The organism is Mitsuaria sp. PDC51 (genome assembly GCF_900113225.1).
GTDB lineage: Bacteria > Pseudomonadota > Gammaproteobacteria > Burkholderiales > Burkholderiaceae_C > Roseateles.
Genome location: NZ_FOZE01000001.1, coordinates 1,147,925 through 1,163,296 on the forward strand (window position 1 = coordinate 1,147,925; position 15,372 = coordinate 1,163,296).

Annotated in this window: 9 protein-coding genes and 1 pseudogene; 5 read left to right on the top strand and 5 right to left on the bottom strand. The window is 65.1% G+C overall.

Going from position 1 to position 15,372, the window contains the following annotated elements; genetic code table 11:
* Positions 1-47: 47 nt before the first annotated feature.
* Positions 48-1,310: pseudogene (locus tag BM393_RS05085) on the top strand (alpha-L-fucosidase); the annotation flags it as partial.
* A 431-nt stretch (positions 1,311-1,741) separates the two neighbouring features.
* Here BM393_RS05085 and BM393_RS05090 read toward each other — a convergent pair.
* The 4 genes from BM393_RS05090 to BM393_RS05105 form a co-directional block, all read right to left on the bottom strand.
* Complete coding sequence (locus BM393_RS05090; RefSeq protein WP_091723058.1) at positions 1,742-3,811, bottom strand: glycoside hydrolase family 2 TIM barrel-domain containing protein; 2,070 nt, start codon at positions 3,809-3,811, stop codon at positions 1,742-1,744.
* Between the two features lie 71 nt (positions 3,812-3,882).
* Positions 3,883-4,467, bottom strand: a complete 585-nt coding sequence (locus BM393_RS05095) for a hypothetical protein (RefSeq protein ID WP_091723062.1) — start codon at positions 4,465-4,467, stop codon at positions 3,883-3,885.
* Positions 4,464-5,129 (bottom strand): response regulator, encoded by a 666-nt coding sequence (locus tag BM393_RS05100; protein WP_091725057.1) that lies wholly within the window; start codon positions 5,127-5,129, stop codon positions 4,464-4,466. Before BM393_RS05100 ends, BM393_RS05095 begins: the two co-directional genes overlap by 4 nt.
* 184 nt (positions 5,130-5,313) lie before the next feature.
* Entirely contained in the window at positions 5,314-6,999 is a 1,686-nt protein-coding gene (locus BM393_RS05105) for a hypothetical protein (RefSeq protein WP_091723066.1), read from the bottom strand.
* Positions 7,000-7,074: 75 nt separating this feature from the next.
* Here BM393_RS05105 and BM393_RS05110 point away from each other — a divergent pair, with 75 nt between their 5' ends.
* A complete protein-coding gene (locus BM393_RS05110) occupies positions 7,075-7,416 on the top strand; it encodes a hypothetical protein (RefSeq protein WP_091723070.1) in 342 nt (113 codons plus the stop codon).
* Between the two features lie 276 nt (positions 7,417-7,692).
* Here the strand turns inward: BM393_RS05110 and BM393_RS25090 are convergent, their stop codons facing one another.
* Entirely contained in the window at positions 7,693-8,943 is a 1,251-nt protein-coding gene (locus BM393_RS25090; RefSeq protein WP_141225222.1) for a hypothetical protein, read from the bottom strand.
* A 672-nt stretch (positions 8,944-9,615) separates the two neighbouring features.
* On the opposite strand from BM393_RS25090, the gene BM393_RS05115 reads away from it, so the two are divergent.
* The 3 genes from BM393_RS05115 (at position 9,616) to BM393_RS25095 (ending at position 15,369) form a co-directional block, all read left to right on the top strand.
* Positions 9,616-12,954 (top strand): NERD domain-containing protein, encoded by a 3,339-nt coding sequence (locus tag BM393_RS05115; protein ID WP_091723074.1) that lies wholly within the window; start codon positions 9,616-9,618, stop codon positions 12,952-12,954.
* Between the two features lie 436 nt (positions 12,955-13,390).
* Positions 13,391-13,822, top strand: a complete 432-nt coding sequence (locus BM393_RS05120; RefSeq protein ID WP_217648384.1) for an NYN domain-containing protein — start codon at positions 13,391-13,393, stop codon at positions 13,820-13,822.
* Positions 13,823-14,286: 464 nt separating this feature from the next.
* A complete protein-coding gene (locus tag BM393_RS25095; protein WP_141225223.1) occupies positions 14,287-15,369 on the top strand; it encodes a hypothetical protein in 1,083 nt (360 codons plus the stop codon).
* Positions 15,370-15,372 lie beyond the last annotated feature (3 nt).

Consider the following 15,372-nt stretch of genomic DNA (forward strand, 5'->3'; position numbering starts at 1 on the left):
AGATGTGGTAAGACCAGATGAATATCGTTATTCTCTGGTAAGACCGGATGCGCAGCTCCTTGCCAGCCAGTCTTGGAACCCCCACATCCACTGGAGTCCCTGTGTCTGATCTGAGCAAACGCGCTTTCATTGCCACCCCGCTGCTGGCCGCCGCCGGATTGGGCGTCGCCCGCCAGGCCCAGGCCCAGGGCAGCGAGCGCCCGGCGCCCGCGCCGTACACGCCGCCGCCCCTGGCCCAAGGCCCGTTCACTGCCGCGGTCGATTCCCTGCGCGCGTCGACGGTGCCGACCTGGTTCCGCGACGCCAAGCTCGGCATCTGGTCGCATTGGGGGCCGCAGGCCGTCCCCGGCCAGGGCGACTGGTACGCCCGCTTCATGTACGTGCCCGGCCACCCGCATTACGACCATCACGTCAAGACCTATGGCCATCCGTCGGAGGTCGGCTACAAGGACCTGCTCAAGCTGTGGAAGGCCGAGCGCTTCGAGCCCGACGCGCTGATGGACCGCTACGTGGCCGCCGGGGCCAAGTACTTCGTGTCGATGGGCGTGCACCACGACAACTTCGATCTGTGGAACTCCAAGCACCACCGCTGGAACGCCACCCAGGTCGGTCCCATGCGCGATGTGGTGGGCGACTGGTCCCGCGCCGCGCGCAAGCGCGGACTCCGCTTCGGCGTATCCGAGCATCTGGGCGCCAGCCACAACTGGTGGTGGACCAGCCACCAGTGCGACCAGTTCTGGCCCAAGCTCGGCGTGGCCTACGACGGCGCCAAGCCCGAGAACGCCGACCTCTACCACGAGCCGCACAACACGCCTTACCTCAACCGCGGCGGCGACTGGTACACGACCAATCCGAAGTTCCACGAGATCTGGTACCGCCGCATCATCGACCTGATCGACAGCCACCAGCCCGACCTGCTGTATTCGGACGGCGGCATCCCGTTCGGCGCCGTGGGCCGCGCCGCGATCGCGCACCTGTTCAACACCTCGCTGCGCCGCAACGGCGAGATGCAGGCCGTCTACAACCACAAGGCCCTGGGGTCCGGCGAGTTCATCCGCGAGATCGGCGTGCAGGACGTCGAGCGCGGCGTGCTCGAGGGCATCAACGCGCTGCCCTGGCAGACCGACACCTCCAACGGTGACTGGTTCTTCTCCGAGCACGATCGCTACAAGACGCCGGCGCAGGTGCTGACCATGCTGTGCGACATCGTCAGCAAGAACGGCAACATGCTGCTCAACGTGGTGCAGCGGGCCGACGGCACGCTCCCGCCCGAATCGGACCGGCTGTTGACCGAGATGGCCGCGTGGATGGCGGTCAACGCGCCGGCGATCCACGGCACGCGGCCGTGGAAGGTGCATGGCGAAGGCCCGACCGAAGCCGCCGGCGGCGCCTTCAAGGAAGACACCGCCTACACGGCGCAGGACCTGCGCTTCACCACCCGGGACGGCGCGCTGTACGCCTTGACGCTGGGCGAGCCCAAGGGCCAGGTGAACATCGTGTCGCTGCGCACCGGCAATGCGCAGGAGTCCCGCCCGGTCCGTCGGGTCGAGCTGCTGGGCGCGGGCGCCGTGCGCTTCCGCCAGACCGCCCAGGCCTTGCAGGTCGAAGTGCCGGAGCGTCTGCCCAGCCGGCATGTCAGCGCGCTGCGCATCGCCTTCGCCTGACCGTCCACGGATTCCCCGGCACCGGCACGCACGCGACAACGCGGCGACGGTCCCGGGGTTTGGGTGGCTTGCCGCGCTCAGCGGGCGGGGCCGCCGGCCTCGCCGGTCTTTGCGGTCTCTCCGACCTTCCCGATCTCCCATTCGACGCCGTCGGCGCTGCCCCGGTCGTCGGTGACCTTGAGCACGGCGCGGCCCGCCTCGAGCACCACGCCGGGCCAGCGGGCGATGCGGTCCACCACGTCCACCGTGCCCATCCCCTTGCCATTGACCTCCAGCGTCGCCTGGCGCGCATTGCTGTAGGCCTTGATGTCTACCGGACCCGCGGGCCGTTGGACGAGGCGCTTGCTGGTCAGGTGCAGCACCGGCTGCCTGCTCCACCAGGCGCGCATCAGGTGATAGGCGTCCTTCAGGTGGCGCCGGTCGTAGCTGACCAGTCCCTTGTCATTGCGACCGGTGGTGTCGCCCTCGTGGCGGTTCGCCGCGGCATGGTCGAAGCCCAGCCAGATGAAGCTGCCCCACAGGAAGGGCCGCCGGGCGACCTCGGCCGCATAGGTTTCGTGGAACAGCGCCTGGTACTGCTCGGGATGCCAGCGCCCGCCCGGCTCGGGGCGACGCGGCGGGTCCTCCTGCTGGACGACGCTGGCGCCCGCGCCGAACTCGCCCAGGCCGATGGGCTTGTCCGGCATGCGGGCGTGCAGCTTGTCGGCCCAGGGGCCGATGTCCTTGAACTCGCCGTCGTACCAGCCCCAATAGCGGTTGTAGGACGCCAGGTCAGTCTGCAGCGCCATCGGATGGTCATCCGGCGCGCAGCAGTGGGCATAGGTGGTCAGCCGCGAGGGATCCTCCTGCTTGGCCAGCGCGTGCAGGTCGGCCAGCAGGGCGCGGATGGGCTCGTCGCTGCGGTAGACCTCGTTGCCCACGCCCCAGACGGCGACCGAGGCGTGATGGCGGTTCTGGCGGATCAGCTCCCGCAGCTGGGCCTGGATGTTGTCGCGGAACGCGGCGGTCTCCGCCATCAAGGCATTCAGCGGGATCTCGGTCCACACCACCAGGCCGAGCTGGTCGGCCCGCTCGTAGGTGTAGGCGGGGTGCTGGTAGTGGACCAGGCGCAGGCCGGTGAGGCCCAGGTCCATCAGGAGGCGCAGGTCCTCGTCGATCTCCGCGGGGCCCACCGCCACGCCGCGGCCGGGGCGGCCGGCGTGGAAGTAGTTGACGCCATGCAGCGGGTAGGGCTTGCCGTTGAGCAGGAAACCGCGCTGCGGGTCGACGCCGAACTGGCGCAGGCCCACCGGCAGCTGCACCGTGTCGGCCACGCTGCGGGCGTCCATCAGCTCGGCGCTGAGGCGGTAGAGATACGGGTCGGGGATCCCTTGCCACAGGTGGGGCTGCCGCACGTCGAGCGTCGCCGTCGCCGTGATCGGCGCGCCGGGCGCGAGCCGCAGCGATTGCGACTGCTGCGCCACGGAGCGCCCTGCGGCATCACGCAGCGTCAATCGCAGCTGACGCACGGCCGGCTGGTCGCCGTCGTTGCGCAGCTGCACCTGCAGCTGGAGGCGCGCCCGCTCGGCGTTCAGTTGCTCGATGTCCACGCGCACCCCGGGGCCGCCGTGGTCCAGCAACTCGATGTGGGCCTGCGGGGTCTCGATGAGGCGCACCGGCCGGATCAGTCCGCCGAAGACGGTGAAGTCGCCCGCCAGCGGCGCCACGTGCGGTAGCTTGCCGTTGTCGACGCGCACGGCGACGACGTTGGGCCCCGGCCGCAGCAGCGCCGTGATGTCGAAGCGGAAGCGCGCATAGCCGCCCTCGTGGCGACCCGCGTGGCGGCCGTTGACCCACACGTCGGCGGCGAGCGTCGCGGCGTCGAACTCCAGGAAGCGCCGCGTCGCGCCGCCGGGCGCCACGTCCAGGCTGCGGCGGTACCAGGCGGCGCCGCGGTAGGGGCTGCCGCCGGTCTCGCCATCGGGCACGTTGTAGGTGTGCGGCAGGGCGACGGTGGACCAGGCGGCATCGTCGAAGTCCGGCGCCTCGGCGCCCGCCACGTCGGCGCGCTGGAAGCGCCAGGCGCTCTCCAGCGCGGTGGTCACGCGGGCGGCCTGAGCGTGCAGGGCAAACAGGCTGAGCGCCAAGGCAAGCAGGGAGCGAAGCATCGTCAACGGGCCCGGAAGTTGGGAAGCGCGCCACCTCGAACGCGGCGAGGCAAGTTAATGCGGCGACCGAACTAATGTAGGGACGAGCGCGTGTCGTGGCCATTGGCGAAAACACGCCCGTGGCGGCGTGCTGCGCATCGCGCTACAGCAGCGGCAGCCGCACCTCGACCCGCAGGCCGTGGCCGCCGGCCGCCTCTGCCAACACGATGCGGCCGCCATGGCCCGACACGACCGAGCGCGCGAGCGTTGCGGGACCGGTACAGCACCTGCGTCCCGCGCGTGACCAGGATGGCGGGCTGGCGCTCGGGCGAGGTGTCGTACTCCTCCACGATGGAGGCGTGCAGCAGGTCCAGCGCCTGCCGGCGCCGCTCGGGCGTGCTGTCGGTGTCGTCGGCGATCGCCAGGATGGTCGGGTAGATCTGCTTCGACTGGAGCAGCAGGAAGGCGCGCCCGCCCTGGTGCAGCAGATAGGCGATGCCCAGCACCCACAGCAGCATCAGCAGCGCCAGCTGGGCCACCAGCAGGCGCCGCACCAGGCTGGGCCGGACCACGGCGAGCAGTGCCTCGCGCAGGCCCCGGCCCACGCGGACGAGGACAAGGACGAGGGCGGCCCGCGGCCCCGGCGGCGGGGGCAGGCGGAAGGACGACGCGGTCATCGCGTCTCCTGGTCGATCACGTAGCCCACGCCGCGCACCGTCCGCACCCAGCCGTCGCCGATCTTGCGGCGCAGGTTGGCCATGTGCACGTCCAGCGCGTTGCTCGCGTTGCCCGGGCCGCCGGGCAGCACCTGCTCCTCCAGCGTGCGCCGCGTCACGATGCGGCCGGCCCGCATCATCAGCAGCCGCAGCAGCTCGTATTCGCTGACGGTCAGCTCCACCGGCTGGCCCTCGACGCTGACCCGGCGCGTGGGCATGTGCAGCTGCAGGCCGCGCAGCGACAGCAACTCGCCGTCGAAGCCGTAGCTGCGGCGCGCCAGCGCGCGGATGCGGGACAGCAGCTCGGCCAGCTCGAAGGGCTTGACCAGGTAGTCGTCGGCGCCGGAATCCAGGCCGTTGAGCCGGTCCTGCAGCGCATCGCGCGCGCTCAGGATCAGCACCGGCAGCGACCCGTGCTCGCGCCGCAGCCGCGCGAGCAGCTGCAGCCCGTCGCCGTCGGGCAGGCCCAGGTCCAGCAGCACCAGGTCGCAGGGCTGCTGCGACAGCTGGTGCCAGGCGGCGGCGATCTGGCGGGTCCACACGACGTCCATGCCCTGGTCGGTCAGCGCGATGCGCACGCCATTGCCGAGGTCGAGGTCGTCCTCGATCAGGAGAATCTTCATGGCCGGCATTGGACCAGTCCGCGAAGCCTCCGCGCCGCCGCCGGCGCGGCGCTTCATCGATTCTTCATGTGACCCACAGCCCGGCTTCATGGCGTCGGTCAACGTCACCGGCGTTTGCGGGCGACGACGATGGCGATGGCCAGGATCGAGCCACGCGACCGCGGCCGGATCGAGACGGTGAAGGCTACGGTCTGCGAGCGTCCGCGGCGTCGCCGGCCGGCGCAACCGGGACGGACACGGCCGGCAGGGCCTCGGGCGGCAGGCCAGCCACGGCGCGCGCCCACATGCGCCGGTAGAGCGCTTCCAGGTCGCGCGCGAAGGCGCGTGAATCGATCCACGGCCGGATCGGCGGCTTGGGCCCGGTCGCGAGCGCGCAGGCGCGTTCCACGTAGTCATCGAGCGACTCGCAGACCAGCTCCGGCAGACCGGCCTCGGCGAGCAGGCTCTCCGCCACGCGCGACGCGAAGCCGTCCCCGCGCAGCGTCACGACCGGCACGCCGGCCGCGAGCGCATCGCTGGTCGTCGTGTGGCCGTTGTAGGGCCAGGTGTCGAGCGCCAGGTCCGCGGCGGCCAGGCGGTTCCAGTGCGCGGCCATGTCCACCGGCGGCATGAACACCAGGCGCTCGGGCACGATGCCGTGCCGCGCGGCTTCCTCGCGCAGCCGCGCGTCCGCCTGCTCGCCGCCGCTGAGCTGCCACAGCAGCGCCGAGGGCAGGCGATGCAGCAGCACCATCCAGGCTTCGAAGATCGGCGGCAGGACCTTGTGCACCACGTTCGCCGACAGCAGCACGATCGCGTCCTCGGGCAGGCCCAGCGCGGCGCGCGGCGTCGGCACGATGCGGCGCGTCGCGTCGCCGGGCTGGTAGCAGCGCGGCAGCTGCGCGATGCGCTCGCTGTAGAACGGGGCGTCGGCCAGCGGCGTCACGATCGGGTCGCCGATGACGTAGTCGATGTAGTCCGCGCCGCAGGTGCCTGGGAAACCCAGCCACGCGACCTGCACCGGCGCCGGCCGCGCGGCCAGCGCGGTGAAGCGGCTGCCGGCCGTGTGGCCCTTGAGGTCGACCGCGATGTCCACGCTCTCGGCGCGCATGCGCGCGGCGATGCCGGCCGCGTCGAGCGCGCCGACATCGATGAAGCGGTCGCAGGCGGCGCGCACGCGCTGCTGCAGCGGCGAGCCGTCGTCCGGTCCATGCGAGAACAGCAGCACCTCGAAGTCCGCGCGGTCGCGGCACTCGAGCACCTCCACCATCAGCGCCGCCGTCGCGTGGGCGTGGAAGTCGCCGGACAGGTAGCCGATGCGCAGCCGCGGTTTGTCGACCGCCCGCGCGGGCGGCAGGGACGCGATGCCGCGGCTCAGGAAACGCGTGCTCAGGCGCGCGACCTTGAGCAGGTCGGCCGGCGCGTGGGGCAGGGCGGCCAGCGCGAAGGGCACGCCGAACTCGTCGTCCGCCGCCTCGGGCTTGGCGCGCAGCGCCGCGTGCAGCGCCTGCAGATTGGCGTCGAAGTCGTCCCAGCGCGCGCATTGCTGGTCGCCATGGGCCTGGTAGGCCTGCGCCATGACGCTGTCGGGACGCAGCGCGGCCACGGTGCGGAAGCACTCCGCCGCCTCGGTCTTCATCTGCAGCGTCTGCAGCGCGAAGGCGAGCTGCAGGTAGGCGTCGATGTCGTCGATCTTCAGCGCCAGCGCCTGCATCAGCGGCCCGATCGCCGCCTGCGCCTGGCCGCTGCGCCGCAGCGACTCGCCCAGGTAGCGCTGCAGCGGGTTGGACGCGACGTGGGCATGCGGCGCGAGCAGCGCCGCCGCCTCGGCGTGGCGGCCGCGGCCCATCTCGTGGAGGGCGGCGCGCAGCAGGTCTTCGAGGGCATCCATGGGCGGCGATTATGTCGGCCGCGAAGATGCCGACGGGCACTGGCAATCCGGCTGATTACTGTATAAATTGACAGTATGCCGCAAGACACCAAGATCGCCAGGCCGCCGCTGTACATCCAGGCCGATGCCCTGAAGGGCCGGGGCAGCGGCTGGGCCATGCCGCACCGCTTCGAATCGCGCGAGCGCGAACAGTACGACGACGGCTGGGGCACGCTGGACCAGACGGCGCTGGAGGAGCATGTCGCGCCCAGGACCGAGATCATCGAGGAGCAGGCCCGCAAGATCCTCAGCGGCAACCAGTCGCCGGACATCGGCTTCGACCTCTCGATCAATCCCTACCGCGGCTGCGAGCATGTTATGCGAACGCAGAATGTGTGGAGCAGCAGCCCCTCTTGGGGCGGAGGGCGGAGTTTTTGACCCAAGCGATATAGGAAGGTCTGAAGCGCCCCTCCTTCGCTGAGCTCACCATCTTGCCAGCGCTCGGTCGAAGGAGGGGGCAGCGCCTCCACAGGCTGAGCCGGAGAGGCTCCGTGCTCTTTGCTGCCGCCATGGGCTTGACGCTCAGGTTGCAAGCCTCCCAGCCCTTCGCCGTGCGCGATGAACAGGTCCTTGAAGGTGTCGAGAGTGGGTACCGCGTCGTCGTCGTCCCTTGGGCCACCGCTTGAGCCTGAAGCTCAGCACGTTCACGGAGCCCTAGGTTCGCGGAGAGTCCGACTCGGGAGTGTTGTCGTCGACGATGCTGGCAAACAGTCCTGGAACTTCAGTTGAGAGCATCTCCACATCGGCACTCTTAGTTGGAGGTGTGAAGGTGTACAGCGAGGCGACGCCAGACACCTTCCTCGCCGTCACGCGGTGCCTCGTTCCGTCTGCGATTGGGGTGACCTCAATGACATCGCAGAGCGTGTTGCCCACCAGCGGCGGAAGGTCCACAGGAACACCAAACACTGAGATGCGCTCGCCCTTGGGGAAACGCAAGATGAGACTTATCCGCTGTTTAGGAGTCGGCACGAAGACATCGTCAGCCGACGCCGAGTTCACGACGAACTCAACAAACTCATCATAGGAAGAATCGGGTGCAGCAAGCGTGCCGGATGCGGCATGAGCCGCTCGTTGTAGCGCGTTGTACTCGTCCTTCTTAAACGGGTGACCGTCGATGAAGGGAATTTCCAACTTGAGGTGCTTCGCAACCAACTGAGCGTTGCATGCATAGCTCAAACGAACAGCGTGAGTTCTCAGAAGTGGAGCTTCGGACAGTCGCGTGATGTCCCACGGCCCAGCGGACTTGCCATAGGCGAAGACTTCAAGCTTGCAGTTCCAGTCCGAGAGTAGACGACTCAGCAGTTCGAAGGTCTTCTGCAGGTGCGGCAAGGAGCGAAGGTCCTTCCTATTCCACACAGCCGTGCTGACCTCCAGCGTAACGTCCAGTGACCCCAGCCGTTCCCCTGCAACGTGAACGCGCACCGCAATCACGACAGCTCCGCCATACAGCTCTCCGCGGACCGTTACGGATTGGCGTCCTGCCGTTGCAGCACCTTCAAAGTGAACCTCTTCCGTAGTTGTTCCGTCTGGAGGCTGTAGCTTTAAAGTAAGCATTGCCTGCTCGGTCACAGGGGTCAGCTCAAGCCGGCCAGGTCCGCGGTCTTCGCTCAAGTACTCCAGCAGTGCGGAACCGAAGAAACGAAGGTCGGTGAACTCGATAGAGGCGACTTCCCCATGAGCGCTCACTGCGGCCATGGCCGCTGATATTGCTTCCATGTCCGTACCCGTCAGGCGAAGCTTGACGTCGAAGTTCTCCTTGGCGACGAGTTCCAGCACATGACCTTCGGGACCGAATGAGCTCTTGACGGCGATGCGCTTGTCCTTCCCATTCAAGAATGCCTCTGTCGCCCGATGCACCGACGTGACCGCGTTGTGCGCCTGAGGACTGGGGACGATGCTCAGCATCGTCCTCATGCGTTCTTGCACTACCGTCTCGCTGATGTGAGACTCCACCAAGTGGCGGAGAGCCAGTTGCTCCGCGCCTCGCTTCCAGTCACGTAGGAGTTCTCGCGTGTAGGTGGTCACATCCCCGTCAATTCTCCGAGAGCAGGAATGGCATACCCAGATTCCGTTCTCCAAGGAGCGTCGTTCTGCGGGCGACTGCAAGGGGTCAAACCTCGGACCGCCCTTGGCCGCGGCGCAAATGTGGGCTGCAACGCCGATGCTCACGGACTCGGTCGGGGTTCCAGCGGGACCTACCGTGCCATTTCGGCAGTCTGGGTTAGAGCAGATGTAGCCGGCACGCTCGGCAAGCTTCTGTCGCGCAGCTGCATTGAAGTCATCCCGAGCGGCTCTTCCCATACTTCCATCCCAAGTTCAGTCCGTACGAACCGTGCCCTTCAGAGCATCTAGTGGCAAACCATCGTATCTCGGCAGCGAGGACGGTCCTGACCTCGCTCCTCAGCATCCCGGTAAGTTCGTTGGCCGCGGCCGGCGGCGGCAGCCCTTTGGCGCGGACAGACGGGACTTAGAAGAATGTGGCCGACGGCGCGCCTCACGAATGAGGCATGAACGGTTGTGCCGGTTCGGTAAGACACACTCGTCGCCCAGCTAGCCTATTTCGCACCCTCGCTGACCATGAGCGCCCCTTCGGCATCCCAACGCAGCAGCCAAGTCGACGTCTATATCGGCGCGCCAATCGATGTCGCCTCGGAGGTCGAGGTGTATCGACACCTACTGGTCGCTCTTGCCGGACTCCCCGGGCCGTTCGCGATATTGGCCAACTTCGAAGCTTCTGGTCGGCAGCTCGACTTCGTCGTGTGTACGCCGAAGGGCGTGTTGGTTATCGAGGCCAAGTCCTATCGATGGCCGGTGACTGGCAAGGAGAACGGTCCGTGGACCGTAGCGACGCAAGGCGGGCTCATTCTCGAGATGAGGAACGCGTATCGCCAAGCGTTGGACGCGAAGAACGCCTGGAAGGACGCAGTTGGAGCGACCGCGAGCAAGGCGTCCGGCTATCCCGACGCATGCGTCATGGCCGCGTTCGGCTGGCCCGAGGGCTCATCCGTGCCGACCACAGAAAAAGTGAGCAAAGCGATTCCAGGGCAACTACCCGAGCTGCTGCAGCGTGGGTCGCAGCAGCGCCTCACTCCAAAGGAGGTGGCGGCGGTCGCGGCCTCTCTCGGGCTGAGACGCGTTGCTATGCATATCGATGCGGTCGACGAAGAGATGGCCGCTGCACGGTCGCGCATCGAGCTATACAACGAGCAGTTCCGAATCCAGCACGAGCTGATGGCAGCTCAACTGGTCGATGACCAGTACGAACTGGACGGGGAGGCGCGAACAAGGGCCGATGTGATGAATGAGGTGCTGAAGGCACCTGGGCAAGTAGTCATTCTGCTCGGACCATCGGGCTGCGGAAAGTCGTTGCTCATTTCACGACTCGCGATTGACTGCATCGAGGTGGGGTTTGCTCCCTTGCTGCTCCAGGCGCAGGATTTCGACGGCTCGCTCAAGGACCTCATCGAGCGAGAGGTTGGTCTGTTGTCTGGCTCGAGTGCGAAGCAGTTCCTGAGCGACGTGCGGCGACTACGCAGACCAGTTCTTGTCTGCGTAGACGGCTACAACGAGTGCCACGAGTTCCGACAAGAGCGCCTGACGAGGGCGGTTCGGGCGTTCGTGCGAAAGGTCAGCTCACCGTGCGTCGTGACGTCGAGCGGTCACCTTGTTCGCTCAGACTTACTCGATGGCGTGACCGTGAACGTGAAGAGACCGGACAACGACTTGAAGGTCCGCATTGCTCAAGGGGCATGCGGAACCGGCGATGCGTTGAACCGACTGCCTAACTTCCTCGACGCAGTTGGCAGTGGTCTGGAAGCGAGACTGGTCGGGGAGGTGCTTGCCGAGCTCGGCGACGGAAGTAGCGGCTTCGCGCTCTTTGACACGTTCGTTAGGAAAGTGCTTGGAGAGCATGCGTTCGAGGGTATTGCCTTCCTCGCGCGCCTTGCCGGCGTGCTGGCGGAAGACGCCCGCTTCTCGACTTCGGTGCGAGAGGCAGACCGACTTCTACAGGGTGTTCCGACTGCTCGAGCCCTGCTCAACCTGTTGATTGCCAAGCGTGTACTCGCGAGGCGCGGTGACAGGATGAGCTTCGGGCACGAGCAGTTCCTGCGCGCAGCTACGGCGGAGTGGGCCGCCCGCGTGCGCATGACAACTGCACAGACGACGCTTGAAACACTGCAGTCCCCTCGCTTGGCAAAAAGTCGCCAATTCTTGCTAGGCGCGATAGAGAGCAAACAGTTGCTTCAAAGCGTGCTGCCGCAAGTGCTGGATTTTGAACTCTTGCGCGCGGCAGATGCTGGACAGTGTGGCGCCGCATCGCAAGCGTGGATACGCGCCAAGTGCGATGAAATCATTGCAAGGTTGCAGCAAGAGGCAGACGTTCTGACGTTTGAGCGCGACGGGACTGGAATGACAGGCGTTTCCTGTGTCGTTCCAAACTCGCCTCCGTGGTCTGAGCAAGACAAGGTTCTGCTGACGCTGGTGACGAAGGCATTCTGCGAAGGACGTTACCTGTCCCCCGTGCTCGATGCCGTCCGGCGAGCGGACGCTGCAATCTTACGCATGCTCGCGTCTGTTGGGGCGGACCTCGAGCGGATAGAACTAATCAAGTTGTCGGAGGAGCTGTTCGCTGAGGTCGTGCTTTTCGGTGGGAATGAGTTCTCCTTGAGCGCGCTGATTTCAGCAACCGCGGGCGGACATCATTCCATCCGAGCCATCTACCCTGTCGGCTTAGGCGAGGTGCGTGCTGCGCATTGGACTGGCGACAAGTCGCTCTTGGAAACGTACGTGCTTCTTGCGTTGCTAAAGCGACCAGCACCCGCTGAGACTGGACCGTTGACCGACAGGCTAGTGGATTTCTTCAGGAAGGACTGGAAGCGAAGTCCCTATCACTTGAAGCTCCAGTCTCTGGACCTCGCCGAACAAATGGAGGTGGGGGACGAAGCACGTAAGCGGGAGCTACTGGATGCGATGGGGGAGCTGAAGACCAACCATCCCTTCCTCCAACATGCTCTGACCGCAGCCATGTACGCGCAAGGCGCGTATGACGACGTCAAATGGGGCGACCTTGACCAGCTTAAGGCCGAGCTGAAGTCGCTGTTGGCGGAGCCGGAGGATGCCGAGGCCTGCGCGGCAGCGATGCGGTTTTACATGCAACAGTTCGACAGTCCTTTTGGGGATGTTCACTATCAAGCCTGGCATGACCAGTCGGCCGAAGACATTGCTCTCCTGAGCGCGATGGCTTGCCGGGGAACTACCGCGGACAAGGCCGCTTTCTGCTTTCCGTCCTCGCTGATTCGCCGAGCCGTCGACGCCGGACCATCTCCTTATGTGGTCGAAACTATTAGTCCGTGGTTGGAGCTTCCCTCTGAGCACTCTCACGGCCCACAAGAGTCGTTGGAGTCTCTCGTTGTTGCGCATGAGGCGTTCGGAACGATGGGGCTGGAGCTGCCAACGGTTTCATGGACCGCGTTGCTGCCAGAGCCGGCCAAGGTCGCGTTACTTGCATGTGCGCGTCTCTACTATGTCAGTGCGTTACCAGAGCAAGCTGGGTGGCTTCGTCAGCGCGTGCTGGCCGAGTCTCGGGAGCAACTGAACTTGGTTGGTGGACTACACGCGATGGCTGCGGTCGCCACGCTGCGATGGGGCCGTTCCATGTCGATGAACGCAAAGCAGTTGCCCGAGCTTTTCCCGAGCCTGTCTGTCGCACTTGCGCAAGACGCACTCGCGACGAAGGCCGACGCGGCTTGGTACTACGAGAGGATTGAGCCTCCCCAGTCCCACCTCCTGCTTGCCATCCAAGTGTTGGGTCGTTTCGGAACGGCCAACGACGTCTCCTCGCTCTACCCACACGTGGATGACGTCGATGTGGGCGAGGCGGCGCTCGATGCAATCCGAGACATCGAGGCCCGCTAGCAGCAGGAACCGAGTAGGTTGCCCGTGGCTAAAGCAGTGAGAGACCGAGAACCACGCGGCCTCTCCCCGCTTCGAACGGCTTGGTCCCTTGCTGGCCACCGCCGCCGCCATGCATTGGCGGATGCGTTGGCACTGCGCTCGAAATCATCGCAGTGCCTGACGCATAGCTCGGCCGAGCTACGAGCCTCCCAATCTCCTCGTTGCCTATCCCCTCTGGTCGAGGGGGTGAAGGCATAGGCGGCGTCTTTCTGAGGAGATTCACCATGTCGCCACCCCCAAGGACTCTGCCAACATAGTTCACGGGAGCGAAAAAGGAGAAGGCGATGGCTGACTACATCTACGTGGACAACTCTAATCTCTACATCGAGGGACGGCGGGTCGCAGCCGTGAAGCATGGGCTTGTCCCGACGATTCGGGAGGCGCTGCCGACCCTGGGGTGTTCGACCACGCGTACACCATCAGCTTCGGAAAGCTGTACGAGTTCTTGGTGGGCAAGGACATTTCGAGCTTGAAGCGCGCGGCGCTCTTCGGCTCGCGCCCTCCGCCAAACGACTCAATCTGGGCAATTGCGGAGAGGGTCGGTTTTGAACTTCACCTTGAGGACCGCAATGTGCGGAACAAGGAGAAGAAGATTGATACCGGCATTGCTACACTGCTCACCAAAGATGCGTACAAGCATGGCGACCCAAAGGCCGATACCTTCGTGCTTGTCTCAGGCGATGCGGATTACGTCCCGACCATCAAGGAACTCAAAAAGGACGGGTATAAGGTGGAGGTTGTGTTCTGGAGCCATGCGGCCCGCGAACTCCGAGAGGAAGCTTCCAAGTTCATTGCCCTCGATGACTACCTTGAAGCCCTGCGGTTTTAACGTCGCAAAGGGCATGCGTGTCTGCGAGCAAGCGTCGGTTCTGGGGCGGGCCATCCAGCGTAGGCGACGTTTGACTGAGGTCCCGTGCTCTGCGACAGCCGATGGACTCGCACGCTGGAGTTGGAGAAATCGACGCGAGGCGTGAGCTTTCCGCGTCAGATGCAATCCGGGCATAGAAGGACATCGTCGGGAAGCTTCAAATCAAGGGGTACCAGGTAGTAGGTGTTGAGGCTAGTTCCAGTCATTACAGGGTGGATGAGGCCTCCTAGCTATTCGTCCAAGGGAGGCGTTCAGCAGTACATGGGGCAACTCAAAGCTATTCCTGAGCAGGAACGCATGGAATGCATGAAGCAAGAGGTTCCCATCCGTCTGGGAAGTGAGTTGGGCCCGTCGCCAGCTATGCTCAGGCTTCGAACTGTCGCTGCGAAACGGACGCATTGTTCTGTGCAGCCTGAGGGAGAACCATGAACCTGCAGACACTTGCGACGGCTGCGGACGTCGCAGTGGGCACGGCGCTGAAAGATTACAGCCTTATTGCCGGGTCGACCGAACCGTGTGAGGTCGCTCGGCTTGTTGCCCATATGCCGGCAATCCTGGCCACTCAGTGGTCGCCCTTTGTGGCGTCCGGGTCGATGACGGTGTCCGCCGTCTTCTGCCACAACATTCCTCGTGTGAGTTGGAAGTCTCTATTGCACTCAGCGACCAAGCCGTGCAAGCCGGAGCTAGCAGACCTCCTACTTATCTTGCAACGAGGCAGCGGCGTAAGCCGCGTTTCTCGGAGCTTGCTGGTTCAAGCCAAACGTGCCGAAGGCAATGACGTTTGTAAGCTCACTCAGGAAAGCGAGCTAATACAGCGCTACATGTATGCCAACTGGCCGTCGTTCGAGGTGCTAAATCCCCCCGCCAACGCTCCAAAGATTCCGACCCCTTTCGTTGTATGGCAGCCCACGTACTACAGGTCAAAGCAAGCAAAGTATGCGGTGGTTAGGCCCAAGGGGACGTGCAATGAAGGATGGCGACTGGAGTCCGCGGTAGCCGCACTGCCGGTGAGCCCATCCGCTTCCGCATTCACCGTACCTGATGGCGTGAGCGTCGGCGAATCCGACTCTCTGGGACTCGGCCTTGCCAAGTTGTACCAAGGGACCGAGGGGAGGCAATGCGACCTTGGCGATGACTGGTCGCAGCTAACCAATTACCTCGTGTGGTTCGCCTCGGACCGAATGAGCCAAGGCCTGCCCCTGTCTCACGTCGCTGGCGGCAAAGTGGTTGCTGGAGCGTCTCCCCCTCAAATCGCCGCTGCGACGTCTTACATGGCGCAGCATGCTCCGTTTCTCAAGTACACCGGAAATCATCATCTGCTGCCTGGGATGGATGATTGGGTTCATCTGGACCGGGTACGAGACGGCTTCATATCGTGGCCACTGACGCCTCTCGAGCGCTTCATACAAGAACCCGTGCAAGGTTTCGGCGTGATTCGCATCGTCATCGACGACGACCTTCGCATCGACGACGTGGAGGCTCGGCGGCCGAGCTCTACGCCGTTATGACAA